The organism is Stenotrophomonas sp. SMYL8 (genome assembly GCF_036320065.1).
Classification (GTDB): domain Bacteria; phylum Pseudomonadota; class Gammaproteobacteria; order Xanthomonadales; family Xanthomonadaceae; genus Stenotrophomonas; species Stenotrophomonas maltophilia_A.
In genome coordinates, this window is the sequence record NZ_JAWIRR010000005.1 from 116,158 (window position 1) to 142,376 (window position 26,219).

The 26,219-nt window shown below is 66.8% G+C and carries 23 protein-coding genes and 1 pseudogene; 10 read left to right on the forward strand and 14 right to left on the reverse strand.

All coding sequences use genetic code 11. The features are described 5' to 3' along the window. Positions 1-129 precede the first annotated feature (129 nt). Positions 130-789: an RIO1 family regulatory kinase/ATPase gene (locus tag V3B25_RS06755; RefSeq protein ID WP_189720168.1), complete on the reverse strand. Its 660-nt coding sequence runs from the start codon at positions 787-789 to the stop codon at positions 130-132. A gap of 436 nt (positions 790-1,225) precedes the next feature. Here V3B25_RS06755 and V3B25_RS06760 point away from each other — a divergent pair, with 436 nt between their 5' ends. Next, positions 1,226-2,131 (forward strand): aspartyl/asparaginyl beta-hydroxylase domain-containing protein, encoded by a 906-nt coding sequence (locus tag V3B25_RS06760; RefSeq protein WP_029550749.1) that lies wholly within the window; start codon positions 1,226-1,228, stop codon positions 2,129-2,131. A 118-nt stretch (positions 2,132-2,249) separates the two neighbouring features. Here V3B25_RS06760 and speE read toward each other — a convergent pair whose 3' ends face one another. Further along, complete coding sequence (speE, locus tag V3B25_RS06765) at positions 2,250-3,101, reverse strand: polyamine aminopropyltransferase (RefSeq protein WP_049403786.1); 852 nt, start codon at positions 3,099-3,101, stop codon at positions 2,250-2,252. A 191-nt stretch (positions 3,102-3,292) separates the two neighbouring features. On the opposite strand from speE, the gene speA reads away from it, so the two are divergent. Both speA and V3B25_RS06775 read left to right on the forward strand, forming a co-directional pair. Next, positions 3,293-5,182 (forward strand): arginine decarboxylase, encoded by a 1,890-nt coding sequence (gene speA / locus V3B25_RS06770; protein ID WP_012512349.1) that lies wholly within the window; start codon positions 3,293-3,295, stop codon positions 5,180-5,182. Between the two features lie 43 nt (positions 5,183-5,225). Further along, a complete protein-coding gene (locus tag V3B25_RS06775) occupies positions 5,226-5,546 on the forward strand; it encodes a DUF6122 family protein (RefSeq protein ID WP_005411369.1) in 321 nt (106 codons plus the stop codon). 258 nt (positions 5,547-5,804) lie between these two features. Here V3B25_RS06775 and V3B25_RS06780 read toward each other — a convergent pair whose 3' ends face one another. Genes V3B25_RS06780 through V3B25_RS06790 form a run of 3 tightly spaced genes read right to left on the reverse strand, consistent with a single transcriptional unit; the run spans position 5,805 to position 8,070 of the window. Then, complete coding sequence (locus V3B25_RS06780) at positions 5,805-7,124, reverse strand: HAMP domain-containing sensor histidine kinase (RefSeq protein WP_329810356.1); 1,320 nt, start codon at positions 7,122-7,124, stop codon at positions 5,805-5,807. Then, positions 7,121-7,780, reverse strand: coding sequence for a response regulator transcription factor (locus V3B25_RS06785; protein ID WP_154264680.1), 660 nt, complete (start codon positions 7,778-7,780; stop codon positions 7,121-7,123). Before V3B25_RS06785 ends, V3B25_RS06780 begins: the two co-directional genes overlap by 4 nt. After that, positions 7,780-8,070, reverse strand: a complete 291-nt coding sequence (locus V3B25_RS06790; RefSeq protein ID WP_005411366.1) for a PepSY domain-containing protein — start codon at positions 8,068-8,070, stop codon at positions 7,780-7,782. The genes V3B25_RS06785 and V3B25_RS06790 overlap by 1 nt, the downstream gene beginning before the upstream one ends. 151 nt (positions 8,071-8,221) lie before the next feature. On the opposite strand from V3B25_RS06790, the gene V3B25_RS06795 reads away from it, so the two are divergent. After that, the gene (locus V3B25_RS06795; protein ID WP_049422919.1) at positions 8,222-8,656 is read left to right on the forward strand and encodes a PepSY domain-containing protein; all 435 of its coding nucleotides are present in this window, start codon (positions 8,222-8,224) and stop codon (positions 8,654-8,656) included. A 128-nt stretch (positions 8,657-8,784) separates the two neighbouring features. Here V3B25_RS06795 and V3B25_RS06800 read toward each other — a convergent pair whose 3' ends face one another. The 4 genes from V3B25_RS06800 to V3B25_RS06815 form a co-directional block, all read right to left on the reverse strand. Continuing rightward, positions 8,785-9,267: a hypothetical protein gene (locus tag V3B25_RS06800; RefSeq protein WP_329810357.1), complete on the reverse strand. Its 483-nt coding sequence runs from the start codon at positions 9,265-9,267 to the stop codon at positions 8,785-8,787. 126 nt (positions 9,268-9,393) lie between these two features. Next, entirely contained in the window at positions 9,394-10,602 is a 1,209-nt protein-coding gene (locus V3B25_RS06805) for an FAD-dependent oxidoreductase (protein WP_329810358.1), read from the reverse strand. Between the two features lie 3 nt (positions 10,603-10,605). Further along, entirely contained in the window at positions 10,606-11,034 is a 429-nt protein-coding gene (locus tag V3B25_RS06810) for an SMI1/KNR4 family protein (RefSeq protein ID WP_329810359.1), read from the reverse strand. Positions 11,035-11,155: 121 nt separating this feature from the next. After that, positions 11,156-11,650: a lipocalin family protein gene (locus V3B25_RS06815; RefSeq protein ID WP_153854710.1), complete on the reverse strand. Its 495-nt coding sequence runs from the start codon at positions 11,648-11,650 to the stop codon at positions 11,156-11,158. Positions 11,651-11,832: 182 nt separating this feature from the next. Here V3B25_RS06815 and V3B25_RS06820 point away from each other — a divergent pair, with 182 nt between their 5' ends. Next, the gene (locus V3B25_RS06820; RefSeq protein WP_049422925.1) at positions 11,833-12,081 is read left to right on the forward strand and encodes a hypothetical protein; all 249 of its coding nucleotides are present in this window, start codon (positions 11,833-11,835) and stop codon (positions 12,079-12,081) included. A gap of 87 nt (positions 12,082-12,168) precedes the next feature. Next, on the forward strand, positions 12,169-14,598 hold the full coding sequence (locus V3B25_RS06825; protein WP_049422926.1) for a DUF3772 domain-containing protein: 2,430 nt from the start codon (positions 12,169-12,171) through the stop codon (positions 14,596-14,598). A gap of 687 nt (positions 14,599-15,285) precedes the next feature. Here V3B25_RS06825 and V3B25_RS06830 read toward each other — a convergent pair. After that, complete coding sequence (locus tag V3B25_RS06830; protein WP_201117538.1) at positions 15,286-17,391, reverse strand: phosphoglycerol transferase I; 2,106 nt, start codon at positions 17,389-17,391, stop codon at positions 15,286-15,288. Positions 17,392-17,635: 244 nt separating this feature from the next. Then, positions 17,636-19,291 (reverse strand): annotated as a pseudogene (locus V3B25_RS06835) (AarF/UbiB family protein); the annotation flags it as partial. 199 nt (positions 19,292-19,490) lie between these two features. Between V3B25_RS06835 and V3B25_RS06840 the strand changes: the two are divergent. After that, complete coding sequence (locus tag V3B25_RS06840; RefSeq protein ID WP_049422928.1) at positions 19,491-20,417, forward strand: DUF808 domain-containing protein; 927 nt, start codon at positions 19,491-19,493, stop codon at positions 20,415-20,417. Between the two features lie 272 nt (positions 20,418-20,689). Here V3B25_RS06840 and V3B25_RS06845 read toward each other — a convergent pair whose 3' ends face one another. Next, positions 20,690-22,228, reverse strand: a complete 1,539-nt coding sequence (locus tag V3B25_RS06845) for a GGDEF domain-containing protein (RefSeq protein WP_014038768.1) — start codon at positions 22,226-22,228, stop codon at positions 20,690-20,692. A gap of 105 nt (positions 22,229-22,333) precedes the next feature. On the opposite strand from V3B25_RS06845, the gene V3B25_RS06850 reads away from it, so the two are divergent. From V3B25_RS06850 to V3B25_RS06860, 3 genes are all read left to right on the forward strand, one after another. Beyond that, entirely contained in the window at positions 22,334-22,969 is a 636-nt protein-coding gene (locus tag V3B25_RS06850) for an NAD-dependent dehydratase (protein ID WP_193391260.1), read from the forward strand. Further along, on the forward strand, positions 22,969-23,676 hold the full coding sequence (locus tag V3B25_RS06855; protein ID WP_049422931.1) for a YafY family protein: 708 nt from the start codon (positions 22,969-22,971) through the stop codon (positions 23,674-23,676). The genes V3B25_RS06850 and V3B25_RS06855 overlap by 1 nt, the downstream gene beginning before the upstream one ends. Positions 23,677-23,960: 284 nt before the next feature. Then, positions 23,961-24,347 carry a VOC family protein gene (locus V3B25_RS06860; RefSeq protein ID WP_049422932.1) on the forward strand — a complete coding sequence of 129 codons (387 nt, stop codon included), beginning with the start codon at positions 23,961-23,963 and terminating at the stop codon, positions 24,345-24,347. 133 nt (positions 24,348-24,480) lie between these two features. Here V3B25_RS06860 and V3B25_RS06865 read toward each other — a convergent pair whose 3' ends face one another. Next, positions 24,481-25,869, reverse strand: a complete 1,389-nt coding sequence (locus V3B25_RS06865; RefSeq protein ID WP_121504222.1) for a dihydrolipoamide acetyltransferase family protein — start codon at positions 25,867-25,869, stop codon at positions 24,481-24,483. Next, the gene (locus V3B25_RS06870; protein ID WP_012512332.1) at positions 25,866-26,219 is read right to left on the reverse strand and encodes an SH3 domain-containing protein; all 354 of its coding nucleotides are present in this window, start codon (positions 26,217-26,219) and stop codon (positions 25,866-25,868) included. The genes V3B25_RS06865 and V3B25_RS06870 overlap by 4 nt, the downstream gene beginning before the upstream one ends.

Below are 26,219 nucleotides of genomic sequence, written 5' to 3' on the forward strand. Positions count from 1 at the left end.
CCCATCCCCCGCGAGAGATTTTGCCCCCCCCCCCCGCCCGCCCGCCGCCCCGCCCCCCCCCCCCCCCCCCGACTCTACAAAGAGCGGTAAAGCGGTCGAGCAAGCTCGACCCCTACCAAAGCAAAGCGCTTACCGGCGCTTCGCCCACTTATAGAACCGCTTCCAGCCCTGCCGCACGGCGGCGACCCAGCCGGGGTCGGCCACCAGTGCGGCCTGCGCGGCACTTGGCGCCTGGCCGGTCACGCGCTGGCGGATCTTCAGCAGGTTTTTCATGTCGCTACGGCGCATCTGCCGGCTCAGCGGGTTGCGGCGCAGCCAACGCGGGGCCCGCCAGGCCGAGGTGAAGTCCAGCAGCACCGGTACGCCGCTGCTGACCACCACGTTGGTGCCATGCAGGTCGTTATGGGTAATGCCGGCGGCGTGCAAACGGCTGAGCGCGTGCTGCAGCTGCTCGAACACTTCATTGCCCACGGCCTGCGCGGTGCTCAGGGTCTGGCCGGGAATGAACTCCATGCCCAGCGCCAGGCCACCGAGGGTGCCGAGCAGCGCGGGGGCATGCTTCCAGCCGCCGAGGCGCTGCAGCATGCGGGCTTCACGGCGAACCATCAGCCGGGCGATCAGCGAAAGGGGAGTGCCGCGGTAGCGGGAATAGTCCTTGATGACCGCCTCGCGCCCGTCCAGGCAGGTGCGGTAGACGTCGGGGGCCAGGAAGCGTTCGCCGCGCTTGAGCAGCAGCGGGGTGGCGGCGTCATCGCCGCAGGAGGAGGGGGGGAGAGCAGGAAGATACATGTCGGGGTCTCGGACGACCCGGTGGGTGGCGCAAAGCGTCAAGCGAACCGGTGTTACAGGGAGTTACTAAGTTTTCGTTAATTTTAGTACTCGCCAGTTCGCTATTCCACGATTTGTCGGAGAAATGTCGGGGTCGTGGCTGGAACAGTTCGTCGCGCCCAATCGGACAATTCTGTCTCACTTGGTCGGTGATTCTTTCAGAATCAATAGGTTGCGTTTCGCTCTATTTCGTTCATCCGCGGCCCGCTGAACGTCACGCACGTCCAGCTTGACCCCGACGCACGGCCTGCCGACCATAAGCTGTTAATTCGCGACATCGGCGGCCGCCCCTTCCTGGCACGTCCCCGTCCCCTGCCGCGGTCCCCACCGGTGCTGGCCGTCCGGCCGTGCATCGCCCTGTTTCCCGTTCCGGCTGCGGCTGGAGGAAAGTGTTTTGATCATCAAAATCGTCATTGCAGCGCTGTTCGTCGCCTGCGTGCTGTACATCCACTTCCGTGGCAAGGTCCGCGCGCGCTGGTCGCGCCAGCTGCTGGACCACTCCAGTTTCATGGCCCCGATCAACGTGGTCATGTACATGTTCTCGAAGGTGCCGACCACGCCGTTCCTGGACCCGGCCAAGGAATTCCCGCAGCTGGAGCCGCTGCGCCAGAACTGGCAGATGATCCGCGACGAGGCGCTGGCGCTGCGCGATGCACAGAAGATCGCCGCCTCCAGCACGTTCAACGATGCCGGCTTCAACTCGTTCTTCCGCCGTGGCTGGAAGCGCTTCTACCTGAAGTGGTACGGCCCGTCGCACCCGTCGGCGAAGGCGATGTGTCCCAAGACCACCGCGCTGCTGGAGTCGCTGCCGGACGTGCGTGCGGCGATGTTCGCGCAGCTGCCGTCGGGCAGCGAACTGCGCCCGCACCGCGACCCGTTCGCCGGTTCGCTGCGCCTGCACCTGGGCCTGGCCACGCCCAACAACGACGGCTGCTACATCGAAGTGGACGGCATCAAGAAGAGCTGGCGCGACGGCGAGTGGATGATGTTCGACGAGACCTACATCCACCACGCGCACAACGAGACGCCGGATGATCGCGTGATCCTGTTCTGCGACATCGCCCGCCCGCTGCGCTTCGGCCTGCCGGGCCTGTTCAACCGCGCGGTGGCGGCCACGCTGCTGGCCGGTGGTGCCTCGCCGAACCTGCCGGGTGACCCGACCGGTGGCGTCAACAAGGCCTTTGGCAGCGTCTACAAGGTGCGCCTGAAGGCCAAGGCGCTGCGTGAGCGCAGCGTGGTGGCTTACCAGGTCATCAAGTGGGGCCTGGTGGTGGCGGTGATCGCCGGTATCTGGGCGCTTTGATCGTTACATGCGGTTGCCGGCCAGCGGCCGGCACTACCGGAACATGAAAAAACCCGCGCTGTCGCCAGCGCGGGTTTTTCTTTTGCATCGTTGGGTGCCGACCGTTGGTCGGCACGCATTACTTCAATGCAGCCTGCACGAACGGCGGGGTCACCAGCACGCCGGTGTGCAGCGCGGCGGTGTAGTACAGGGTGTTGAAGGTCTTGGCGGCCGAGTCGGCCTGGCGGAAGTCGAAGCTGCTGTCGCCCTTGCGCGCCATGGTCACGCTCCACCAGCCGGTGGGGTAGCACGGCTGCGGGAACGGCAGGGTCTTGAACGAGCCGAAGCCGGCCTTGCCCATCTCGGTGCGCATTTCGTTGATCAGGTCCAGCTGCATCAGTGGCGATTCGGACTGCTGCACCAGGATGCCGTCGTCCTTCAGGGCCTTGAAGCAGCTCTCGTAGAAGGCCTTGTTGAACAGGCCTTCGCCGGGGCCGACCGGGTCGGTCGAATCGACGATCACCACGTCCACGCTGCCGGCCGGGCAGTTGGCCATGTAGGCCACGCCGTCGTCGAACAGCAGCTCGGCGCGGGCGTCGTCGTTGGAGTCGCACAGTTCCGGGAAGTGCTTGCGCGCCATCACCGTGACCTGCTCGTCGATGTCGCACTGGGTCACGCTCTCCACGCCCTTGTGCTTGAGCACTTCGCGCAGGGTGCCGCAGTCGCCGCCACCGATGATCACCACGCGCTTGGGCGCGGCGTGGGTGAACAGCACCGGGTGGCTGATCATCTCGTGGTAGAAGAAGTTGTCCTTGCTGGTCAGCATGATGGCCCCGTCGATGGTCATCAGGTTGCCCCAGTCGGTGGTCTGGAAGATCTCGATCTTCTGGAACGGCGACTGCACCTCGTCCAGCTTGCCGGTGATGCGGTAGCCGATGGCCGAGCCGGTGCGCTCGAAGTGCTCGATGTACCAGTTGTTGCTGTCAGTCATTTGAAAACAGTCCTGTTCGGAGAGGTGAAGCCGGGCTGGCGGGCGGGGCCGCGTGGCACAGATGCCACATCCGGACGGATCGGCCCGTTCAGGTTGGAACCTGTCACGGGCGCGGGCGCGCATGATAACGAACCTGTGGGCATATAGGCGTTATCATGCCCCCCCTTTTATTGCCAACAAGGCCGACTGAAATGACCGATTGGTCCCTCGACCAAGCCCGCAAGACCTACTCGATCCCGCATTGGGCGGACGGTTACTTCGACGTGGATCAGGCCGGGCACATGGTGGTGAGACCGACCGGGGCGGACGGCCCGGTGGTGTCGCTGCCCAAGGTGGTCGATGCGGCCCGTGCGGCCGGCGCCAAGCTGCCGCTGCTGGTCCGCTTCCCGGACATCCTCGGCCAGCGCCTGGGCAAGCTGCAGGCGGCCTTCGGCCAGGCCCAGCAGGACTGGGAATACAGCGGCGGCTACACCGCCGTGTACCCGATCAAGGTCAACCAGACCCGCGGCGTGGCCGGCACCCTGGCCAGCCACCACGGCGAAGGCTTCGGCTTGGAAGCGGGCAGCAAGCCCGAGCTGATGGCCGTGCTGGCGCTGTCGCGCCCGGGTGGCCTGATCGTCTGCAACGGTTACAAGGACCGCGAGTACATCCGCCTGGCTCTGATCGGCCGCAAGCTGGGCCTGCAGACCTTCATCGTCATCGAGAAGCCTTCCGAACTGAAGCTGGTGCTGGAAGAGTCCAAGGCGCTGGACGTGAAGCCGGGCCTGGGCGTGCGCATGCGCCTGGCCTCGCTGGGCGCCGGCAAGTGGCAGAACAGCGGTGGCGACAAGGCCAAGTTCGGCCTGTCGCCGCGCCAGCTGCTGGACCTGTGGAAGTCGCTGCGTGACACCGAGTACGCCGACTGCCTGAACCTGCTGCACTTCCACATGGGCTCGCAGATCTCCAACGTGCGCGACATCGCCAACGGCATGCGCGAAGCCACCCGCTACTTCGTGGAGCTGTCGCGCCTGGGCGCGAAGATCACTCACGTCGATGTGGGCGGTGGCCTGGGCGTGGACTATGAAGGCACCCGTTCGCGCAGCTTCTGCTCGATCAACTACGGCCTGCATTCCTACGCCAGCAACATCGTGCAGCCGCTGGCCAACGCGTGCGAGGAGTTCGGCCTGACCCCACCGCGCATCGTGACCGAGTGCGGCCGCGCGATGACCGCACACCACGCGGTGCTGATCGCCAACGTCTCGGAAGTGGAAGAGGCGCAGGAAGGCCGCGTGCCGGACCAGCACGACGACGAGCCGGCCGCGATCCGCCACCTGCGCGAGATCCACGACGAGCTGGACGTGCGCCCGGCGGTGGAACTGTTCCAGGAAGCACAGCACTTCCACGCCGAAGGCCTGGCCAGCTATGCGCTGGGCCAGATCGACCTGCCGCAGCGTGCGCGCATCGACGATCTGTTCTACGCCATCGCCCATGGCGTGCGTGCGCGCCTGAGCTACGACGAGAAGAGCCATCGCCCGGTGCTGGATGAACTGAACGAGCGCCTGGTCGACAAGTATTTCGTCAACTTCAGCGTGTTCGAATCGATCCCGGACGTGTGGGCGATCGACCAGGTGTTTCCGATCGTGCCGATCGAGCGCCTGGACGAAACCCCGGACCGCCGCGGCATCATCGCCGACATGACCTGCGACTCGGACGGCATGGTGGAAACCTATGTCGAGAACGAGAGCCTGGACAGCTCGCTGCCGCTGCACAAGATGAAGCCGGGCGAGAGCTACCGCATCGGCTTCTTCATGGTCGGCGCCTACCAGGAGATCCTGGGCGACATCCACAACCTGTTCGGCGATACCGACGCGGTGGAAGTGCTGGCCGATGCCGATGGCTATGCCATCACCCAGCAGCGCCGTGGCGACACCACCGATGTGATGCTGGATTACGTGGGCTACCGCCTGGACGAACTGCGTGCCACCTACGCACAGCGCGTGGCCGAGGCGCAGCTGTCGCCGGAACGCGCGCAGGAGTTGTCGGAGGCGCTGGAAGCCGGCCTGACCGGTTACACCTACCTGTCCGACGAACCGCTGGTCTGAGGTCAACGGGAACGCCGGGCATGGCCCGGCGCTTCCGGTCCCGATGAGCGCGCGCGCGATCTTCCACCTGTTCCTGCATGCCGCCGTGCCAGCCCTGCTGGCATGGCTGTTCTGGCGCAAGCGCTTCGCCTCGGCGTGGCTGCTGATGCTGCTGGGCTGGATCATCGACCTGGATCATCTGCTGGCTGATCCGATCTATGCACCGAACCGCTGTAGCATCGGGTTCCACCCCTTGCACACCGCACCGGCCATCGCGGTCTATGCGGGGCTGTGCGTGCCGAAGAAAACGCGGTTGTTCGGCATCGGTTTGATCATCCACATCGTGCTGGACGCGATTGATTGCTGGTGGATGCATCACCGTTGATGCTGGGTGCGTGTCGACCAAGGTCGACACCTACCGGGGCGCGATGGCCGACGGGACTGATGTACTGCTTTGGTAGATGCCGACCTTGGTCGGCGCTTTTGATGCGTGTCGACCAAGGCCGACACCTACCGGGAGCACGGCGACCGGTCGGGTTGGCGCTTGGTAGAGCCGGCCGCTGGCCGGCTTCCGCAGGGTGTTCCCGGTGACCACGTGGTTGCCGGCCAGCGGCCGGCACTACCCGCCGTCAGGTTGGCCGCCTCACGCCACCGGCAACCACAACGTGGCCCGCAATCCCGGCTGTGCATTTTCCAGCGCCAACCGCCCGCCATAACTGGCAGCGATATCACCCACAATCGCCAACCCCAGCCCACTGCTGCCCTCGCGCTCATCCAGGCGCACGCCACGCTGGGTGACCTGTTCCAGCGCGTCTGCAGCCAGCCCGGGGCCGTCGTCGCGTACCTCAATGCGCAACTGCCCTTCGCTGGTGTCTGCAGTGACGTCCACCCGCTGCTTCGCCCACTTGCCGGCGTTGTCCAGCAGATTGCCCAGCATTTCCTCCAGGTCCGCACCGGCACCGGCGAACTGCAGTGCCGGATCGATACCAGCCGCCGTGAACGTGATGCCACGTTCGCCATGCACGCGTGCCATCAGCCGGCACATCGCCTGTGCGACTGCCGCCACGTCGGTGCGCTGGCGATGGTCGGCGGCCAACCCTGCGGCCAGGTAACGGTCGACGCTGGCCTGCATACGCGCACTCTGCTCGCGTACGGTGGCGCGCCAGTCCGCGCCGTCGCCGTCGGCCTCAGTGGCCAGCACGCTCAGCGGGGTTTTCAGCGCATGCGCCAGATCCTGTGCACTGGTGCGCGCGCGCGCGACCATGCGTTGCTGATGCTCCAGCAACGCGTTGAGCTCCTCGCCCAGCGGTGCGACCTCCGCACCCAACCTCCGTGTATCGATGCGCTGCGCGTCGCCGCGCCGCACCCGTTCCAGCTGTGCACCGAGGCGATGCAATGGACGCAATCCGAAGTGCACCTGGCTGGCCAGCACCGCCAGCCACGCCGCGACCAACACACCCAGCGCGATGGCAGTACGCTGGCGGAACGCGGCAACGTCTGCATCCAGCGCGCTGCGATCGGTGGCAACCACGGCCACGAACGGTTCGTTGGCGCGTGGCAGGCGCACCTGCTGCACGCGTGCGCGCAGGGATTGCTGCAGCGGCCCACTCAGATTGCGCGTGGCCGGCCCGCTGGCTGTGACGGGCAGGGTTTCATCCCACAGCGAGCGCGACTGCAGCAGCACGCGGCCATCGGCACCGGCGATCTGCCAGTAAGCACCTGAGAACACGCGCTGGAAGCGCGCGTCATTGGGTTCCTGGCGCAGGCGCAGCTGTCCGTCCGCATCCACTTCGGCCTGCGCCAGCAGGGTCAGCATGTCCTGCTGCAGTTCATGGTCGAAGCGATCGCGCGCGCTGCGCTTGAACAGTTCGCCCAGCAGTGCACTGGCCAGCAGCGAGACCAGCAGCAGGCCGACACCGCCAGCCAGCAGCAGGCGCCGTCGCAGCGAGGGTTGCCGGCTCACGGCGCGGCCAGCCGCCAACCCTGGCCGCGTACGGTCTGGATCAGATCGATGCCGAGCTTGCGGCGCACCCGCCCGAGCAGCACGTCCAGTGCGTTCGAGTCCGGATCGTGGCCGCCATCGAACACCTGTTCACCCAGCCGGTCGCGGCCGATCACCTGGCCGCTGTGGTGGATGAAGTAGCTGAGCAGGCGGAACTCCTGCGGGCTCAGCGACAGCGCCTGCCCGTCCAGTTCGAAGCGGCCGGCGTTGACGTCCAGCTGCAGCGGGCCGCAGTGCAGGCGCGGGCTGGCGTGGCCGTGGCTGCGGCGGATCAGGGCGCGCAGGCGCAGCACCAGTTCGTCGGCCTGGAAGGGTTTGGTGAGGTAATCGTCGGCGCCGGCGTCGAAGCCGGCCAGCTTGTCGTGCCAGCGCCCACGTGCAGTCAGTACCAGCACAGGGAAACCCCGGCCGTTGCCGCGCCAGCGCTCGATCACGCTCAGTCCGTCCAATCCGGGCAGACCGAGGTCGACGATGGCCGCCTGCAGATCTTCGATCTGGCCGATCTCCTCGGCCTGGCGGCCGTCGGCGACCACGTGCACCACGTAGCCGGCCTGCTCCAGCAGGGGCACCAGGCGCTGTGCCAGCGCGGCATCGTCTTCGGCCAACAGGATGCGCATCAGTCGTCGAGCTCCGTCTTCAGCAGCTTTCCGCTGCGCGCATCATAGTCCAGCTCCACTACCACGCCGTCGCCGCGCAGGATCTCCACTTCGTAGACGCCATCGTCCAGTTCCACTTCCAGCAGCTGGCCCGGAAAGCGCTTGAGCGCATCGCGCACCACGCTTTCCAACGGCACGTAGCGGCCCTGCTGCACGGCGCGGCGCGCGACCTGCTGCGCCGGGTCCTGTGCCGGTGCGGCGGCGGTGGGGGCGCTGGCCAGGGCCAGCAGCAGGGGCAGGGTGGAGAGCATCGGGGCGCAGGGAGGGCTGTAGGAACAGGCGCGAGTGTGGAGGGGCTGACTAACAGCTGGCTAACAGTGCCGGCTAAGGAGCTGTTAACCACGGGGTGCATTGTGGCGTTGCCGGGATGGTCCGGCCACGAACACGAACAGGAGAACCCCCATGTTGAAGTCGCTCACCCTCGCCACTGTTGCTCTGCTGGCCATCGCACCGGCCGCACAGGCTGCACCGCTGGGCATGGCCCAGGTCGAAGAGACCCTGCGCAAGGCCGGCTACACCCAGATCCACGAGATCGAACGCGATGATGGCCTGTGGGAGGCTGACGTGAGCCGCGCCGATGGCCGCTTCAGCGAGGTCTACGTTGACCCCAAGACCGGCGAGATCTTCGACGAGCACAGCGGCCGCGCGCTGTTGACCACCGAGCAGGTGCTGGCACGGGCACAGGCGCATGGCCTGCGCGAGATCCATTCGCTGGAACGCGATGGTGCGACCTGGTCGCTGGAAGCCCGCAATGCCCGCAACCAGAAGGTGGACGTGCGCCTGAGCGGCTATGACGGCCGCATCCTGCACAGCGAGCGCGACGGCTGGCTGGATTGATTCGCGTGCCGGTAGGTGCCGGCCGCTGGCCGGCACACGGGGAGAAAGCGTGTCGACCAAGGTCGACACCTACCAAGCGTACGCAGCGGTAGTGGCCGACCTTGGTCGGCCCAGGCCCGACGCGGGGCTTACCAGCCAAACGGCGGCGGGTAATCCCAATAGCCCGGGCCGCGGCCGTAGTAGCCGCCGTACGGGCCGTAGAAGCCCGGGCCCTTGCCTTCGCTCACGTGGATGTTGACGTTGACCCCGTGGGTCTTGCCCTCATCGGTGGTGTAGTTCTTGCTCAGGTTCAGCGTGGCGGCGTTGTAGTGGCTGTTGCCACCGATCTTGGAATAGCCGATGCCGGTGGTGAAGCTGCCGGACACTTTGACCTTGTCGTCGGTGACGTCGGCGATCTTCGCGTCGTCGTGCACGCGCGGGCCGCTCTTGTCACCGTAGTACGTGCCCGGCGGGTCCTGCTGCAGGGCCGGGTCGTTGAGGTAGCGCATCGGCGCCTGCGGCAGCGTCAGGTCCAGGCCGGCGGCCTGCGGCGCGGTGGCGCCAGCGGCGGACTGGGCCAGCACGGTTCCCGGCAGGGCCAGGCACAGCAGCAGGGTCAGGGGGCGGATCATGACGGCGCTCCAGCGGACAGGTGGCCACGCAACACGCGGCGGTACAGGCCGACGCTAGCAGGGGTTGCTTGAATGATGCCTGTCGGCGCCGGATTGGGGTAGAGCCAGGCCATGCCTGGCTGCAGGTCACAACCGCCCGAACCCGAACAGCCCTTCCAGCGCATGCCTGCGCCGCTCGATCCGGGCCCGCAGCAGCTGGGCGCCGATCATCGAATAAGTGATGCCGTTGCCGCCGTAGGCCATGGCGAAATGCACCCGTGGCCCCCACTGATCGTGCGGGCCGAAGAAAGGCAGGCCGTCGGCGGTTTCGGCGAAGGTGCCGGCCCAGGAGAAGGCGGGCACCGGATCCAGCCGCGGGAACCAGTGCTGGAGCTGTTTCATCAGCTTGTCGGCCTTGCGCTCTACGCGCCGATCGCGGCGGGCGGGAATGTCGATGGCGTCGTCCAGCCCCCCCACGAGCAGGCGGCGATCGCCGGTGGCGCGCAGGTAGAGGTACGGGCGTGCGCTCTCCCACACCATCGTGTTGCGCAGGCGGCCCAGCACGTCCGCATCGATCGGGTCGGTGATGAAGGCGTAGCTGCTGCGGTTACGTGCGACGCGCTGCTGCAGCCACGTCTGGTTGGCGTAGCCCATTGCCAGCACCACATGGCGGGCGTGAATCGTGGCGCCGCCCTCGGTGAGGGCGGTTACCCCGCGCGCGCTGGGCGTGAGCGTGTGCAGTGCCGTACGGTCATGCACATTGCCGCCGCGCCGGCGCACGCGTTGCAGCAGCGCATAGGTCAGGCGATAGGGATCGACCCGCGCCGCCTGGCGCGTGAGCAGGGCACCGCCGGCGTCCACGTCGAAGCGCTCCCGCAGTGCCTCCGGGCCCAGCCAGCGGGCATCCAGGCCGATTCCGCGCCGTGCCTCACCTTCGGCCATCAGGCGCGGCACGTCGCGATGGCGGCTGGCCAGGTACAGGCTGTCCATGCGCTGGAAATCAACGTCTTTCAGGCCGCGAGCCACGTCGCCCAGGGCCGGAATCGCCTCGGCACACGCCCGATAGGCAAGCGTGGCGGCGTCCTGGCCATAGCGTTGGGCCAGCTCCATCAGATGGGTATCGATCTCGTACTGCAGCAGCGCGGTGCTGGCGGCGGTGCTGCCCCAGCCGATGTCGCGCTGCTCGATCACCGCCACGTCGTGGCCATGCCGGGACAGTTCGTCGGCAATCAGCGCACCGGTGATGCCGCCGCCGACCACCAGCACGTCGCAGCGCAGGTCCTTTTCCAATGGCGGAAACGCCTGGATCAATCCATTGCGTACCGCCCACCAGGGGTAACCGCTCTTCAGGTCCATGCGTCAATTCGCCGGATCGATTTCATGCTCGTCCGCAGGCTGATCTACAAGCAATCGAGCGAACAGGTCGGGAAGGTCACTCGCTACCGGGATGGCGTACTGACGTTCCATGCCAATGAATGGAATCCGCACAACCGGCATTGCTGCGTCCAGTGTGTCGAATCCATAGCCCTCCCCGCCGCCGTCCGAAGCGAACAGGAATATGCCCGGCGCGTATGATTCAACCTCATACTCACGAATGAAGTCGATGACCTCTTCTGCTTCCCAGAAGACAATGTAGTTGTCACCAATAAATCCTTCGCCGCCGTTGTGCGCCCTAAGGAATTCAAGGTAATTCTCGGGAAGTGTCACTCCCACGCGGGCTGACAGACCAGCAATGGCCGACATTTCAGCCGGGCCATTGAGCTGTCCCTCTGTCAGGTGATATTCCATGGCTGCTCTTCCATGTCTCTCGGGGACTGGTTAAACCAGAAGTTTGCCTGCTGCTGATGAATGTCGCGATGGGGGATAACGTCATTGGCGGAGTCGGTTGGCGTCCACCATTGCCCGTAGATCAGGCCGTGGGCTGGCCGGTATGCGGGGTCTGGATCAGTTCGGACAGATCGAAGCCCTGCAGGCGGGCGGCCGCCAGATAATGGTCCTGCACGGTCGCGTCCAGGCGCGGCTCGCGGGCCAGCAGCCACAGGTACTTGCGATCGGGGCTGCCGACCAGTGCCACGCTGTAGTCCGGCGCGACCTGGATCACCCAGTAGTCGCCCTTGGCGAACGGCAGCCAGCGCAGGCCCTTGGGCAGGAAGCTCACCTCCAGGCGCGCGCTGTCGTTGTCGACGGCGCAGGCCTCGCCGGTGGCTTCCTCGACCTCGCCGTCCATACGGCAGCGGTTGGTGACGCCGACGTTGCCGTTGTCGAGCAGGGTGTAGTGCGCCGACACGTCGGTGCAGCCTTCCGGTTCATGGCGCATCGGCAGGCGTGCGATCTCGTACCAGGTACCCAGGTAGCGGGGCAGCTTGAGGTCGGCAACGGTCTTCAGCGGCGGGTGCTCGGTCATCGGCGGTCGTGGCAGGGGTGGGCCTCCACGATGCCGATGGCCTTGCCATGGGCGGGTGAAGCCGGGGCGATGGCCGTGTCCAGAACGTTCCGTCGCCCCGGCGGAGCGCCCGTTGTCACCGGCGTGGCGGTATCCTGCTGCCAGCGCCGTGTTTCCCTGATCCAACCGAGGTGGAGGTGCCGATGTACCAGGTGATCCTGTTGAAGAGTGAATCCGCGTTCGCACGCGAACAATGGCCGCAGGTCGATGACCTGGTCGACTACGAAGGCGTGGCCTACAGCCTGCGCGCCGGCCCGCGCCAGCCGCTGCCGACCGACCACGACTGGCACCCGGTGGCGGTGTATGCGCCCGATGAGATCACCGAGGAAGAGTTCCAGGACTGGTACGCGCTGCAGCAGCCGGCCGTGGAAGAGCTGCGGCTGAAGTACTGATGCTCGACGTTGCCAGGGCCGCCCATACGCCCTTGACCGCCTCTGCCGTATAGTCGCGCGCAGGCGCGGTGGTCCGCGCGAACCGGTGTGGCTGGCTTGTCTTCTTTCCTGCGATCGATCCGTGCACAGGGCCCTTGGCTGGCCCTGCTGCTGTGCAGCGCCTTCCTGCTGTCCGCGCCGGTGCTGGCGCAGGATGATGCGCCCACGCCGAAGCAGCAGCTGGCAGGTATCGATGCGAAGCTGAAGGAGGTCGACCGCAAGCGTGGTGATGCGGCCGCCATCGAGACGCTGGCGATGCTGTCCGAGAATGCCTCGCAGGTACGGCGTGACGCCGAGGCGCTGGAAAAGGAGTTGCAGCCACAGCTCGTCCGCCTCGACGAACAGCTGGCGCAGTTGGGCACGCCTGCCGAGGGCACCACCGAGCCGCCCGAACTGGCGGCGCAACGGCGCAGCATCAACAAACAACGCGACGGACTGGCCGCGTCGGTAGCGCAGGCCAAGACCAGTGCCGTGCGCGCCCAGCAGCTGGCGACCGACATCGACCAGCAGCGCGCCGCGCAACGTACCGAAGAACTGGGGCAGAAGGTTGCCTCGCCGTTGTCGCCCGCGCTGTGGAGCAAGGTTGCCGAGCGCCTGCCGATCGATATCGCACGCGTCGCGCCGTTAGCCGAGCAGGGGCGCGATACCTTCGTCGCCGGCATCCGGGCCAATGGCTGGGGCACGCCGTTGCTGGGCCTGGTGGCCGCGCTGGTGATGATGTTCCCGCTGCGGCTGTGGCTGCGCAGGCTGGGGCGGCGCTTTGCGGAGTCCGAGCGCGCGCCGGACGGTCGCCTGCGCCGTTCCGGCCTGGCCATGTGGCTGCTGCTGGTGGGGACACTGCTGCCCGGCTATGCCGTGGTTGTACTGATGGCAGCGCTTGATGTGATCGATGCCATCGCGCCGCGCCTGCAGGTGGTGGCCGATGGGTTGGAAACCGCGACCTTCCGCGCCGCCTTCATCGCTGCACTCAGCGCCTGCATGCTGGTTCCCAAGCGTCCGTCGTGGCGGTTGCTGAATCTGGATGACACCGCCGCACTCAAACTGCGCAAGTACGCGTGGTGCGCGGCGGCGCTGGCTTGGCTGAGCACGGTGCTGGTCGCCCTCGATCAGGCCACACGTACCAGCGACGTCACCACGGTGGCGCTGGACGGCCTGATTGCGCTGACTTACCTCGGCCTGATCATGGCCATGTTGGTGACCCTGGCGCGCCTGCATCGCCGGCAGACTGCCGAAGCCGAGGCCAAGCTGGAGGCGCAGGCCGATGGCGTGGGCGCGACCACGCCGGTGCGCCGCAGCAGCTGGCTGGTGCTGGCGCGCGTGGCGGGCAATGTCGCGGTGGTGGCCGCCATCGTCGCGACGTTGATGGGCTATCTGAACTTCGCCAAATTCGTGAACCAGCAGCTGATCGGCGGCAGCATCGTGGTGCTGGCGGCGACGCTGCTGTTCAAGTTCGTCGATGACTTGAGCACGTGGATGCTCAACGCCGACAGCAAGGTGGGTCAGACCATCCTGCTCAGTACCGGCCTGAGCGTGTCGCGGCTGGAGCAGGCCGGCGTGCTGCTCTCTGCAGCCCTGCGCACCATCGTCGTGCTGATCACATTGCTGGCGCTGGTGGCACCGTTTGGCAACATCGGCGCGGTGGTGGAACGCTTCTCTTCGCTGCTCACCACGGGCATTCCGTTGGGTGGAACCACCCTGAAGCCGATGCAGATTGTGCTGGCGGTTGTGGTGCTGCTGGCCGGCCTGGCGATCACCCAGCTGGTGCAGCGCTGGCTGACCGATACCTACCTGCCCAAGACCGAACTGGACCTGGGGGCGCGCAACTCGGTCAGTACCGTCGCCCGCTACGTCGGCATCATCCTCGCCGTGATCTGGGCGTTGACGGCGATGGGGCTGGAGCTGACCAAGCTGGCGCTGCTGGTCAGTGCGTTGTCAGTGGGTATTGGTTTCGGCTTGCAGGTGATCACACAGAACTTCGTCTCCGGCCTGATCCTGCTGGCCGAGCGTCCTGTGAAGATCGGCGACTGGGTGAAGCTGGGCGACCAGGAGGGCGACATCCGCCGCATCAGCCTGCGTTCGACCGAGATCCAGGTGGGCGACAAGTCGACGCTGATCGTGCCCAACTCCGAGCTGGTCACCAAGACCGTGCGCAACATGACGATGGGCAACAATCAGGGCCGCATCCAGATCCAGTTCGCGGTGCCGCCCAGCACCGATGTCGGCAACCTGCGGCAGGCGTTGCTGGATGCGTACACCGCGCATACCAACGTGCTGAAGCAGCCGGCGCCGACGGTCTACATCGACAGCATTGCCGGTGGCCAGATCACCATCAACAGCTTCGCGTACGTGGCCAGCCCGCGGCAGGTGTATGCCACCCGCAGCGATCTGTACTTCAGCCTGCTGCAGATACTGGCGGAGCGGAACATTCCGCTGTCGACCCCGACCGACATCCACATCACCCGCGATCCGCAGGAGTAGGGGGTTCTTTGCAGGGCTGCGCCCTGCACCCGCTACAAGCCGGAGCAAAGGCAACAGCAACAGCGTGCATTCCGTGGGATGGCGGGGTGATGTCGGAGTGCGGGGGCGCCGTAAATCCGTCCATGGAGGCTTGGCAGCCGCATCCATGCGGCTGACACCCCGCACTCCGACACCGCCCCACCTCTGACAGATTCCTGCGGCTGTCGGTAGGTGTCGACCTTGGTCGACACGTCTGTCGGATATCGAAATCAATCTGGGGTCAGATTCGTTTTCCTCCGGAAAACGGATCTGACCCCATCGGCATGTCCAACAGACCGCAGCTAACTGTCGAAGGCGGGGTGGGTCCGGTTGCGGGGGCGTGAGCCGCATGGGTCGGGCGCATGCGCCCGACGGGTTGGGCAGGACGCCCAACCCCGGTCTTGCCGTGTGCGCAGGACAGCGCACACGAGCAAGCGGCGACCGAGCTTACATGGGTGAGGGCGCTTTGCTTGCGAAGCATTGCTTCGCAAGCGCCCGAACGCGCAGCCGCCAGCGGCTGGGCCGGGCCCCGGAGGGGGACTTGCAGCGTCCCCCGCAACCGGATCCACCTCGCCATCCCACGGAATGCCCGCTGTTGCTGTTGCTTCTGAGGTTGCCGGCCAGCGGCCGGCACTACCACGGGTGCAGGGCGCAGCCCTGCAAAGAACCCTACCCCCGCGGTCGGCCGCGTGACGGCACCAGTGCGAACGTGTCCACCGCCAGCTTCTCGGCGTGGTTCAACCACGCGCGGATCTCCAGATCATCCACTTCGTGGTCCAGCCCGAACGACACGTTGATCTTGCCGTTGGCATCGGGCTGCACCCACTGCTGGGCCAGCACCACCTTGCGTTGTGAGGACACCGCCTCGATCCAGAAGCCGCGATCCGGGCGCGTGCTTGCCACCAGCTGCAGCATGTACTGGCCGGCACGGGTACGGCGGCCCTTCTGCGTAATCATGTGCGCCTGGCGCACGCTCGGGCGCGGGCCCTGGAACGCATCCAGCGGTGCATCCACCGCGATGCCGCCACGCAGGTCGTTGTCGCGGTACAGCTTGATGCCGTTGTCGCGGTTGACCAGCAGGGCGCACCAGTCACCGTCGGCCGAGCCGTCCTCGAACGCGGTGCACCGGTCGACGTAGGCCAGGGTGTTGTCCGGGTTGGCATCGTCGAACTGGCGCGAGGTGTTCTCCAGGTATACCGACTTCAACCCCCAGTCCTTGTCGTACTCCAGCAGCACCGGCGGCTGCACGTGCTGCAGGCCGACCACCACCTGGTCATCGCCGTCGATCTTCAGCTCGCGGGTCGGTTCGCCCAGCCACAGCGAACGGGCGAAGGCCAGGTACTGTGGGTAATCGCGGCCGCCATCGCGCTGGGTGGCCACGCTGGCGCTGGGTGCGCGCTGGGCATCGATCAGCGAACGGCCGAAGCCCATCGTCTTCAGGTTCGGGTCCAGCAGGCTGAGCAGGGTCGCACCCGAATCCAGCGTGGTGCCGGCGTCGGCGCTGAGCTGCTGCGGGGCAATACCATCACCCAGGAACAGCAGCAGGTTCTCGCGCTTCTGCCGGGTCAGGATATGGGTCAGATCGTTGGGCATCGCCAGGTGGTCGGAAGCGATGACGATCAGCGTGTCCTTGCCGTACGGGCTGGCCTGGATGCGTTCGACCAGCTGCGAGATCAGGCGGTCGCTGCACTTGAGCGCGTTGAGCATGTTGATGTTGCCGTACTGGCTCTGGTAGCGCTCGCCCTTGCACGACACCGGCAGGTGGCCCGCCGGATGGTGGGTATCCATGGTCAGCGTGGTCAGCATGAACGGTGAGCCGGCGCGCGAGAGCTGTTCAAAGCGCTGGTAAGCGGTGTCCAGCAGCACGTCGTCGTGCACGCCCCAGGCCGAGTAGTGGATGCGACCGATCTTCTTCTGCTGCTTGAACCACGCCAGGTCGTGCACTTCGTCGAAGCCGTGGCTGGCCAGGAACTGGCCCTTGCCGGCGAACTGGCCGTTGGCGCCACCCAGGTAATGGTTGGTGTAGCCCTGCTGCTTCAGGTAATCGCCCAGGCACACGGCCTTGGGCAGGAAGCTGCCCATGCGGTCCATGCTGTTCTCATCGCCCTGCGAGGTGGTCAGCGGCACGCCGCACATCGACGACACCAGGCCGGCGATGGTCCAGCCGCTGCCCTCGGCCGAGGCCAGGTTGCGCACGTCCAGTGACTCGGACGCCAGGCGGTTGAGGTTGGGCATCAGGCCGGGAAACACGGCCTCGTCCAGGTAGGTACGTTCCAGGCTCTCGCCGTAGATCCAGACGATGTTGCGCGGGCGCTGCAGCGGCTGCGTCGGCACCTGGTACTCGGGGGCGATGCGGGCGAAGTCGACCGGACGCAGCTGCTGGTAGAGGCGTTGGCCGTCGCGGGCCAGCGGACTGATCATGATCGTGGCCACCCACACGGCCGCGAAACCGGCGAACAATGCGCCACCATGGCCGGGCCGGCGCCAGCGCTTCACCCGCGTGGCGAACAGCGGCAGCAGCGAGACCAGCGCCAGCACGATGAAGCCGGCGATATAGCCCTTGAAGTCGGAGACACCGGCGCCTTCCATGTCGGCGCCGAGGTGGTACAGGGTGGCGGCATTGAGCCCATCACCGGACAGCTTGTCGATCAGCCACCACGCGCTGAGCATGAGCAGCAGCAGCGAGAACGCACCAGCCTTCCACCACACCCACTTGTCGGACGCGAGGAACAACCAGCACAGCAGCAACAACGACAGCAGCAGTATCCAGAGCATAGGCAGCTTCGGCAGTGACGGGGTGGTGGTGATGGACGTCGTACCGACGCGTGTCCATCCGACCGACGCTGCCACAAGCACATGCATATGACAGGCCGATGACCCGATAGTGCATGCACGAACCTGACTGAAATGTTTGTTGAAATAACACGCGCGCAATTGCGCTCAGAAGGTAAAACGAGCGTGAAGGGCTTCGTTGGATTACATTAAAAACCGCATGAATACGGCGGTTTTCGCTGATGCGCTAGCGATGACCACGTTCTTCGCGCGCCCGCGCACGACGGTCGAACAGCAATGCACTGGTCACGATGCCAAGGCCGAGCACCACGCCGATGAACAGCAGAATCAGCGCAATGAGCGGGTAGCCGAACAGGTGCCAGCCGGTGTCGATCTTCATCATCATCGCCGCAGCCATGATCAATGCGGCACTGATGATGCCAGCAGCCACGCGGTTGGCGATCTTCTGCAGGTTCTCCATCAACCGCGATTCTTCCAGGCCGGTCACCTTCATCTGCAGGCGGTTCTCGGCCAGCAGCGCCATGATGTCCGACAGCTTGCGTGGCCCATCGCGCAGCAGCTGCTGCAGCTCCATCGCCTCGCTTGCGAGGTTGGCGGCAGACAGCGATTTCTTCAGGCGCGCACGCATCACGTGCTGCAGCTGGCGCTCAACGATGCGGCGGGTTTCCAGCTCGGGTGCCAGCAGCCGGCACACGGTTTCCAGATTGAGCAGCGCCTTGCCCAGCAGGCTCAGTTCCGGCGGCGTGCGCAGGCCGCAGGCGGTGGCGATGCGCACCATGTCCAGCACCACGCGGCCTTCCGAGAAGCTGCCACTGGCGGCGTAGCGCGCGATCAGCTGGCCGGTCTCGCGCAGGTAGCGTTCTTCGTCGAACGCCTCCAGCCGCGTGCTGATGCTGATCAGGTCGTCGGCCACTTCTTCGCCGCGGCCATCGACCGCGGCGAACAGGATCTTCAGCAGGCGCTCGCGCAGGCGCGGCGGCATGTGCGCGACCATGCCCAGGTCGAAGATCGCCAGCCGGCCATCGGGCATCACCCGCAGGTTGCCGGGATGAGGGTCGGCGTGGATCTCGCCATGCACGAAGATCTGGTCCAGGTAGCCGCGGATCAGTGCCGCCGCCAGCGGGTCCATCGACTGCTCGGTGCGGCGCACATCGGGAATCGCATCCACGCGCACGCCGGTGGCCAGTTCCATGGTCAGCACGCGCTGGCTGCTGTAGTCCCACAGCGGCTGCGGAATCCACAGGCGGCGGAACGGCTTCAGGTGCCGGCCGAAACGGGCCAGGTTCTCGGCCTCGGCGTGGTAGTCCAGCTCCTGCATCAGGGTCTTGGCGAACTCGTTGAGCCAGTCGCGCAGGCGCACGCGACGGCCCACCTGGGTCAGGTGGTCGGCGGCCAGCGCGAAGCTGCGCAGCGCCTCCAGGTCCGAGCGCAGTTGTGCAGCCACTTCAGGCTTCTGCACCTTCACCGCCACCTCGCGGCCATCGTGCAGCACCGCGCGATGCACCTGCGCGATCGAGGCACAGCCCAATGGCTCGGGATCGAACGCGGCGAACAGCTTGTTCACCGGCGCGCCCAGCTCCTGTTCGACGATGGCATGGATGCGCTCGACCGGAATCTCGGCCACCTTTTCCTGCATGCGCTCCAGCGCCGTGGCGAACTCCACCGGCACCATGTCCGGGCGGGTGGACAGCATCTGGCCCAGCTTGACGAAGGTCGGCCCCAAGGCCTCCAGGTCGCTGACGAACTGTTCCGGGTTGCCATCGGCGGGGACGTCGGCCTGGTTGCTGGCGGCATCCAGGTTCATGCCTGAGAACACGCCCGAATGGCGGTAGCGCATCAGCAGGCGCAGGATCTGGCTGCGCCGGTTCATGCCTTTGACCAGCGGGGGATTGCCATTGGCGGTGGGCGGATTGCTCAAGCGGAACTCCCATGCGACGAATACAGGTAGTGCCGGCCGCTGGCCGGCAATGTCCGGATTACGCAGTGTCGCCGGGGGGCGGTAGGCACGCGGTGAATCCGACCGCTTCCGCAGCTGCCCCGGTATCGGTCAGAATCCGCTCATTCCCTTTCTTGGACGCCCCATGGCCGGTGCCAGCCTGTTCGCCCTGCTCGACGATATCGCCTCCCTGCTGGACGATGTCTCGGTCCTGACCAAGGTCGCGGCAAAGAAGACCGCCGGCGTGCTGGGCGACGACCTGGCGCTGAACGCGCAGCAGGTGACCGGGGTCAACGCCAACCGCGAACTGCCGGTGGTGTGGGCGGTGGCCAAGGGCTCGCTGGTCAACAAGGTGATCCTGGTACCGACGGCGCTGGCGATCAGTGCACTGGAGGCGTGGCTGCACAGCCGTGGCTGGAACGTGCCGCTGATCGTGCCATTGATGATGATCGGCGGTGCCTTCCTCTGCTTCGAGGGCGTGGAGAAGCTGGCGCATCGCTTCCTGCATTCGGCTGACGACGATGCCGAGCATCAGGCCGAGCGGCGCAAGGCGCTGGCCGATACCCAGGTGGACATGGTGGCGTGGGAGAAGGACAAGGTAAAAGGCGCGATCCGTACCGACTTCATCCTCTCGGCCGAGATCATCGTGCTGACCCTGGGCGTGGTCGCCACCGCACCGTTCACCAACCAGGTGGTCACCCTGGCCGTGGTTGCACTGGCGATGACGGTCTTCGTCTATGGGCTGGTCGCGGGCATCGTGAAGCTTGATGACGTCGGCCTGTACCTGTCGCGCAAGGGTGGGGCTGTGGCCGCCTTCGGTCGCGGCCTGGTGGCCTCGGCGCCGTGGCTGATGAAGTTCCTGTCGGTGGCCGGCACCATCGCCATGTTCCTGGTCGGTGGCGGCATCCTGGTGCACAACGTGCCGGCGCTGCACCACGCGGTGCAGGCGCTGGGCGGCGAAGGGCAGTGGGGCTGGCTGATCAGCGCTGCGGCCAACATGGTGGTGGGCATCATCGCCGGCGCCATCGTGCTGGCGGCGGTGACCGGGTTCCAGAAGCTGCGCGGTAAGTAAGCGGCGGCCTATTGCCCGGTGGAGGCCGACCTTGGTCGGCGCATTGTTCCGGCGTGAGCCAACCAAGGTTGGCACCTACCGAAGCGCTGTCCTTGGCGTTGGTAGAGGCCGACTTTGGTCGGCGCTTTGTTCCGGCGTGAGCCAACCAAGGTTGGCACCTACCGAAGCGATGTCCTTGGCGTTGGTAGAGGCCGACCTTGGTCGGCGCTTTGTTTCTGCTCGTGCCAACCAAGGTTGGCACCTACTGAAGCGGTTCGCGGTGGGCCGGACGATCAACCCGCCTGCACCCGGTTCTTGCCCTGCCGCTTGGCCGCATACAGCGCGTCATCGGCGCGCCGCAGCAGGGTCTCGGTATCGTCGCCGGGCTGCCATTGCGCCAGCCCGGCACTGAAATGCACCGGCACGCGCCGGTCCTGCACGGTCAGCACGCGGTGTGCCAGTGAACGCTGCAGGCGCTGCACGGTGGCCATGCTGTCGGCGCCCTGGGTCTCCGGCAGCACCAGCACGAACTCGTCGCCACCCAGCCGCGCGATGCCATCGGTGGCGCGCAGCAGCAGCTTGCACACGGCTACCAGGTGCTGCAGCAGTGCATCGCCACCGGCATGGCCATGTGCATCGTTGGTCTGGTGGAAATCATCCAGGTCGATCACCGCCACGCCCAGCGGCGAGTTGTTGCGCGCGGCGCGCGCCAGCTCGCGCTGCAGCAGTTCGTCCAGGCCACGGCGGTTCAGCGCCTGGGTCAGTGGATCGATGCGCGCCAGGTCACCGGCGGCGCGCAGTTCCTGCTCCAGCTCGGCAATGCGTTGCTCTGCACGTTCCACTTCCTGCCGCGCGTTGGCCAGGTGATCGCGGGCCTGCGCGGCCTGCTGCTGCACCTTGCCGGTGTCGCGCATCACGTCCTGCAGCAACTGGTTGAGGTCGGCGATGCTACGCGCCTCGCGCAGCTGCAGTGCGTAGCTGCCGATGCGGTCGTGGTATTCGCCGGTGCTGGTGGCCATGCCATCCATGCGCTCGATGAACTCGCCCATCAACCCGCGCATCGCCGCCTTCGAATCGTCGATGCCCTGGCGCAGCAGGCCCTGCTTGTAGATCACTTCGCGCAGTTCGGCGCGGGTGCGCTCGACCGCCTCAGCTTCCAACGGCCCGTCCAGCAGCTGGCGTACTGCGGCGATCTGGCCCTGCAGCCAGCTGCGGTCATCCAGCAGCTCGCTCACGTTCTCCAGCAGCAGCGCGAACAGCTCAAGCAGCAGCGCCTGCTGCTCCTGCCAGCTCTCAGCACGCACGCCGACCTGGTGGCCGAGTTCGCGCACGCCCTGTTCGATCGGTTCCAGTGCCGTGCCCGGTTGCCACTGGCGCAGGCGCGTGGCCAATGCCTGTGCCTGCTCGCGCAGGTCCGGATCGTGCTGCAGCAGGGCCACCACCGCGCCGCCCAGCAGCAGGCGCAGCTGCTCGGACAGGCGCAGGCTTTCCGGCTGCCCATCCGGCGAATGCTGTTCGATGGTGCGGATGTACTTGTCGATCAGCTGCCGCATCGCGCGCCCATAGCGCGGCCAATCGGCACTGGCCTGCGCCGACTGCAGGCGGTCGCCCATGTCACCCAGTTCGCCGGGCAGGGTGGCCATGCCGTTGGCGAAGGCGGCCAGCAGCGGTTCCGGCGCGTCGGCGCCGGCGAACAGCTGCTGCAGTGCCACGCCACCACCGCCCTGCAGCACCACGCGGTCGCCCAGCCCATCGTCCACCACCGCGCGCACGCGTGCCGGCGGCCCAAGGGCGGTACCGGGGGCAGGGCGGTGGTCGGGCTGGTCCGTCATGGAGCAAATCCTGGGGCTGGCAGGGACTGGTTCCAGCATATCGGCGCGGCCGCCGACGGCTTGAACGGCTAGGATGGGCGACAGGATGCCGCAGTGGAGGTGGTGATGCGCGTGATGTTGCTGGGGGCGACCGGGCTGGTCGGTGGGCTGACCCTGTCCAGGCTGCTGGACGACCCGCGCTGCAGCGCCGTGATCGCGCCGACCCGCCGCCCGTTGGCTGTGGCCCACGCCAAGCTGGAGAACCCGGTGCTGGCCTTCGATGCGCTGCCTGCCTCGCCCGAGTGGGCGGGTGTGGACGCAGTCATCTGCGCGCTCGGCAGCACCATCGCCCAGGCCGGCAGCCGCGAAGCCTTCCATCGCATCGACCATGATTACCCGCTGGCGTTCGCCCGCCTGGCGCAGGCGCAGGGTGCGCAGACCTATGTGCTGAATTCCGCAGCCGGTGCCAACCCGCAGTCGTCGATCTTCTACAGCCGGGTGAAGGGTGAGCTGGAGCGTGACCTGCGCGCGCTGGGCTTCAACTCGTTGACCCTGGTCCGCCCCGGGCTGATCGGCGGCGAGCGCACCGAGGTGCGACGTGGCGAGCGCCTGGCCCTGACGGTGTTCGGCGCGCTGGGGCCGGTGTTGCCACGGGCGTGGCGGATCAACCCGGCCAGCGAAATCGCCAAGGCACTGGTCGAGGCCGCGCTGGCCCCGCAACCGGGTGAGCATGTGGTGGCATCGAGCGCGCTGGTCGGCTGATGTCGCGCGCGCTGCGCCTGACCCAGCTTCAACAGCTGCTGCGCCGCCATCGCCGGCCGGTCGCGGGGCAGGTGCTGGCCGAAGCGCTGGGCATCAGCCTGCGCACGCTGTACCGCGATATCGAGACCCTGCGCGAGCAGGGCGCCGATCTGCGTGGTGAGGCCGGCGTCGGCTACCAGCTGGCACCGAGCGATACCCTGCCGCCGATGACCCTGCCACCCGCAGAGATCGATGCACTTGTGCTGGGCCTGCGCTGGGTTGCGGCGCGCACCGAGCCTGCGCTGGCTGAGGCCGCGCGTGATGCCCTGGCGCGCATCGCGCATGTACTGCCTGCCGCGCGTCGCGAAGCCTTGCGTGACAGCGGCCTGCGCGTTGGCCCTTCGCGTGCGGCGACCAAGGTTCCCGCTGCGCGCCTGCAGGCTGTGCGTGAGGCCGTGGGTTCACAGCAGCGCCTGAAGTTCGGCTACGAGGATGCGCAGGGCCAGCGCAGCGAGCGAATCGTCTGGCCGTTCGCGCTGGGCTACTTCGACGAAGTGCCGATGCTGGCGGCGTGGTGTGAGCGCCGCGAGGACTTTCGCCATTTCCGGCTGGACCGCATCCGCCAGGTGCGCGTGCTGGAGGATCACTACCTCGTGCCACGCGCCACCCTGCTGCGGCGCTGGCAGAAGGCGCAGGGCATCGCACCGGACTGGCTGGACCGTTCGTAGCGTTGAGCATGCTCGACTGCTTCTGTGCTTCGCTTCCTGCTTCTGGGGGAGGGCGGCCTTCGCTCTTTGCTTCTGGTAGAGGTCGAGCTTGCTCGACCGCCTTTGATCTTCGCGAACAGCAGTCGAGCAAGCTCGACATCTACCAGAGCAACGACAACAGCAGTCGAGCAAGCTCGACCTCTACCAGGGCAAGGGCAACAGCGGTCGAGCACGCTCGACGCTACTGACAGAATCTGTCAGCAGGGCCGTACCACCATGATTGCTCCCAACAACGGAGCTTCCCCATGTTCACGCCCAGCACCCTGCTGCAGTACGTGCGCGACGTCGCCGCCAGCGCCACGTTCTACAGCGGCATTCTCGGCAAGCCACCGGTCGAGCAGTCGCCCGGCTTTGCCCTGTTCCTGCTCGGCGATGGTGCCGCACTGGGCCTTTGGCAGCGCGACGACGTGCAGCCGCCGGTATCCGCGCAGGCCGGTGCCGCCGAACTGGCGATGGTGGTCGCCAACCCGGAGGCCGTGCAGCAGATGCACGATGCGTGGCACGCACTCGGCGTGCAGATCCTGCAGGCACCGGTGACCTTGGAGTTCGGCCATACCTTCGTCGGCGCCGATCCGGATGGCCACCGCCTGCGTGTGTACAGTCGCGCCGAGGGCATGGTCGCGCGCGATTGATCGCCCGCATTGTGTAGATCCACGCCATGCGTGGATGCGGAAAAGAAACGCCGGGCAGTGCCCGGCGTTTCTCCAGTTCATGTGCCAACCAAGGCTGGCACCCACCGATCAGTTCCTCGGTGGGCCCACCCGATCAGCTGGCCAGCGCCAGGTCGTCCATCATTGCGCGCAGGAAGCGGGCCGCTTCACCACCGGTGGCCGCGCGGTGGTCGAAGGTGACCGACAGCGGGATCACCTTGTGCGCTTCCACGCCGCCCATCACCGGGGTCATCTGGTGGCGGGCACGGCCGGCACCAACGATGGCCACACACGGCGGCACCACGACCGGGGTCGCGTAGCGGCCGGCGAACATGCCGAAGTTGGACAGCGAGATGGTGTAGCCGCTCAGTTCCGAGGCGGCGATCGAACGCGATTCCACCTGCTCGCGCAGGCGGTTGACGCCTTCGCGGATGCCGCGTGCATCGAGCATGTCGGCGTTGCGCAGGGCCGGCACGAACAGGCCGTCGTCGGTGTCCACGGCGATGCCGATGTCGACCTGGGCGTGCAGGGTGCGGGTCAGCGCTTCACCGTCGAACCAGGCGTTCATCGCCGGCACCTTCTGCGCGGCCACCACGATCGAGCGCACCAGGCGCGCGGTGACGTCGTTGCCCGGCAGCCAGGCGTGGATGTCGGCATCGTCGTTCAGCGTGGTCGGCACGACCTTGCTGTGCGCATCGGCCATCACGCGCGCCATGTTGCGGCGAACGCCCTTCAGCGGTTCCGGCTGGCCCTTGGCGACCACGCCCGGCGGCTGGGTACGCATCGGCTTGCCGGCGGCAGACAGCGGGGTGCGGGCTTCGTTCTGCACCGGGGCAGACACCTGCGCCGGGGCCGGCGCGGCATAGGCGGCAGCAGCGGCCGGGGCCGGAGCGGCACCGATCTTGGCGCTGCCATCCGCAGCCGCCTGCTTGACGTCGGCCATGGTCACCGCGCCATCGGCGCCGGTGGCGCGCACGCGGGACAGGTCTACGCCCAGCTTGCGCGCGGTGGCACGCACGGCCGGCACGGCCTTGACGCCACCGACGGCCAGCGCCTGTTCGGCGTGCACGGCGTTGGAGCTCTGCATCGCGCCGACCACGGTACCGGCGTCATCACGCTCGGCGGCGGCGGGCTTGGCGGCTTCGGCTGCCACCGGTGCGGCAGCGGCCGGCAGCGGCGGCGGGGTCGGTGCTGCGGCAGGTGCAGCATGGCCGTGGCTGTGGCCGGTGTCCTGGCCATCCGCGCGCTGCGGCAGGTTGGGGTCCAGTTCGAAGCTGGCCAGCACCGAGCCGGTCGGGATGATGTCGCCGGCTGCGCCGGACAGCTTCAGCACCTTGCCGGAGAACGGCGACGGCACTTCGACGACGGCCTTGGCGGTCTCCATCGAGACCAGCGGCTCGTCCAGCTTGATCACATCGCCTTCCTTGACGAACCACTCGACGATGGTCGCGTCCGGCAGGCCTTCGCCCAGGTCGGGCAGGTTGAAGTTCTTGGTCTGGCTCATTTGCAGTTCTCTTCCAGCAGTTCCAGTTCGCGGGCCGGCAGCCAACCCGTCGCGCCATTGGCGCGCTCGGACCACCACCACCCGCCGTGTTCGTGATGAAGCTTCACCATCTCGCCGCTTTCCACATCCAGCTCGCGGGCGTCGTAGTCGCACAGCGCTTCGGCGCGACCCTCGTCCAGCAGCTGCAACCAGGCGATGGGCGCCCATCCAGCGCGCCCATCGTTGGTGCGTACCCAGGCAAACGCCGGCCATTCCTCGTCACGTACACCTACTTCGACGATCTGGCCGGTGCGGAACCGGAGCGGGTTGGGATACTGGCTGCGGTAAGCCCCCAGAAGGCGGGCCCGCAT

What these genes read in the sequence shown, in the direction of transcription:
- V3B25_RS06755 (WP_189720168.1), bottom strand. Translation starts at nt 789, where the DNA reads ATGTATCTTCCTGCTCTCCCCCCCTCCTCCTGCGGCGATGACGCCGCC.
- speE (WP_049403786.1), bottom strand. Translation starts at nt 3,101, where the DNA reads ATGACTGACAGCAACAACTGGTACATCGAGCACTTCGAGCGCACCGGC.
- speA (WP_012512349.1), top strand. Translation starts at nt 3,293, where the DNA reads ATGACCGATTGGTCCCTCGACCAAGCCCGCAAGACCTACTCGATCCCG.
- V3B25_RS06775 (WP_005411369.1), top strand. Translation starts at nt 5,226, where the DNA reads ATGAGCGCGCGCGCGATCTTCCACCTGTTCCTGCATGCCGCCGTGCCA.
- V3B25_RS06785 (WP_154264680.1), bottom strand. Translation starts at nt 7,780, where the DNA reads ATGCGCATCCTGTTGGCCGAAGACGATGCCGCGCTGGCACAGCGCCTG.
- V3B25_RS06790 (WP_005411366.1), bottom strand. Translation starts at nt 8,070, where the DNA reads ATGCTCTCCACCCTGCCCCTGCTGCTGGCCCTGGCCAGCGCCCCCACC.
- V3B25_RS06795 (WP_049422919.1), top strand. Translation starts at nt 8,222, where the DNA reads ATGTTGAAGTCGCTCACCCTCGCCACTGTTGCTCTGCTGGCCATCGCA.
- V3B25_RS06800 (WP_329810357.1), bottom strand. Translation starts at nt 9,267, where the DNA reads ATGATCCGCCCCCTGACCCTGCTGCTGTGCCTGGCCCTGCCGGGAACC.
- V3B25_RS06805 (WP_329810358.1), bottom strand. Translation starts at nt 10,602, where the DNA reads ATGGACCTGAAGAGCGGTTACCCCTGGTGGGCGGTACGCAATGGATTG.
- V3B25_RS06810 (WP_329810359.1), bottom strand. Translation starts at nt 11,034, where the DNA reads ATGGAATATCACCTGACAGAGGGACAGCTCAATGGCCCGGCTGAAATG.
- V3B25_RS06815 (WP_153854710.1), bottom strand. Translation starts at nt 11,650, where the DNA reads ATGACCGAGCACCCGCCGCTGAAGACCGTTGCCGACCTCAAGCTGCCC.
- V3B25_RS06820 (WP_049422925.1), top strand. Translation starts at nt 11,833, where the DNA reads ATGTACCAGGTGATCCTGTTGAAGAGTGAATCCGCGTTCGCACGCGAA.
- V3B25_RS06830 (WP_201117538.1), bottom strand. Translation starts at nt 17,391, where the DNA reads ATGCTCTGGATACTGCTGCTGTCGTTGTTGCTGCTGTGCTGGTTGTTC.
- V3B25_RS06840 (WP_049422928.1), top strand. Translation starts at nt 19,491, where the DNA reads ATGGCCGGTGCCAGCCTGTTCGCCCTGCTCGACGATATCGCCTCCCTG.
- V3B25_RS06845 (WP_014038768.1), bottom strand. Translation starts at nt 22,228, where the DNA reads ATGACGGACCAGCCCGACCACCGCCCTGCCCCCGGTACCGCCCTTGGG.
- V3B25_RS06850 (WP_193391260.1), top strand. Translation starts at nt 22,334, where the DNA reads ATGCGCGTGATGTTGCTGGGGGCGACCGGGCTGGTCGGTGGGCTGACC.
- V3B25_RS06855 (WP_049422931.1), top strand. Translation starts at nt 22,969, where the DNA reads ATGTCGCGCGCGCTGCGCCTGACCCAGCTTCAACAGCTGCTGCGCCGC.
- V3B25_RS06860 (WP_049422932.1), top strand. Translation starts at nt 23,961, where the DNA reads ATGTTCACGCCCAGCACCCTGCTGCAGTACGTGCGCGACGTCGCCGCC.
- V3B25_RS06865 (WP_121504222.1), bottom strand. Translation starts at nt 25,869, where the DNA reads ATGAGCCAGACCAAGAACTTCAACCTGCCCGACCTGGGCGAAGGCCTG.
- V3B25_RS06870 (WP_012512332.1), bottom strand. Translation starts at nt 26,219, where the DNA reads ATGCGGGCCCGCCTTCTGGGGGCTTACCGCAGCCAGTATCCCAACCCG.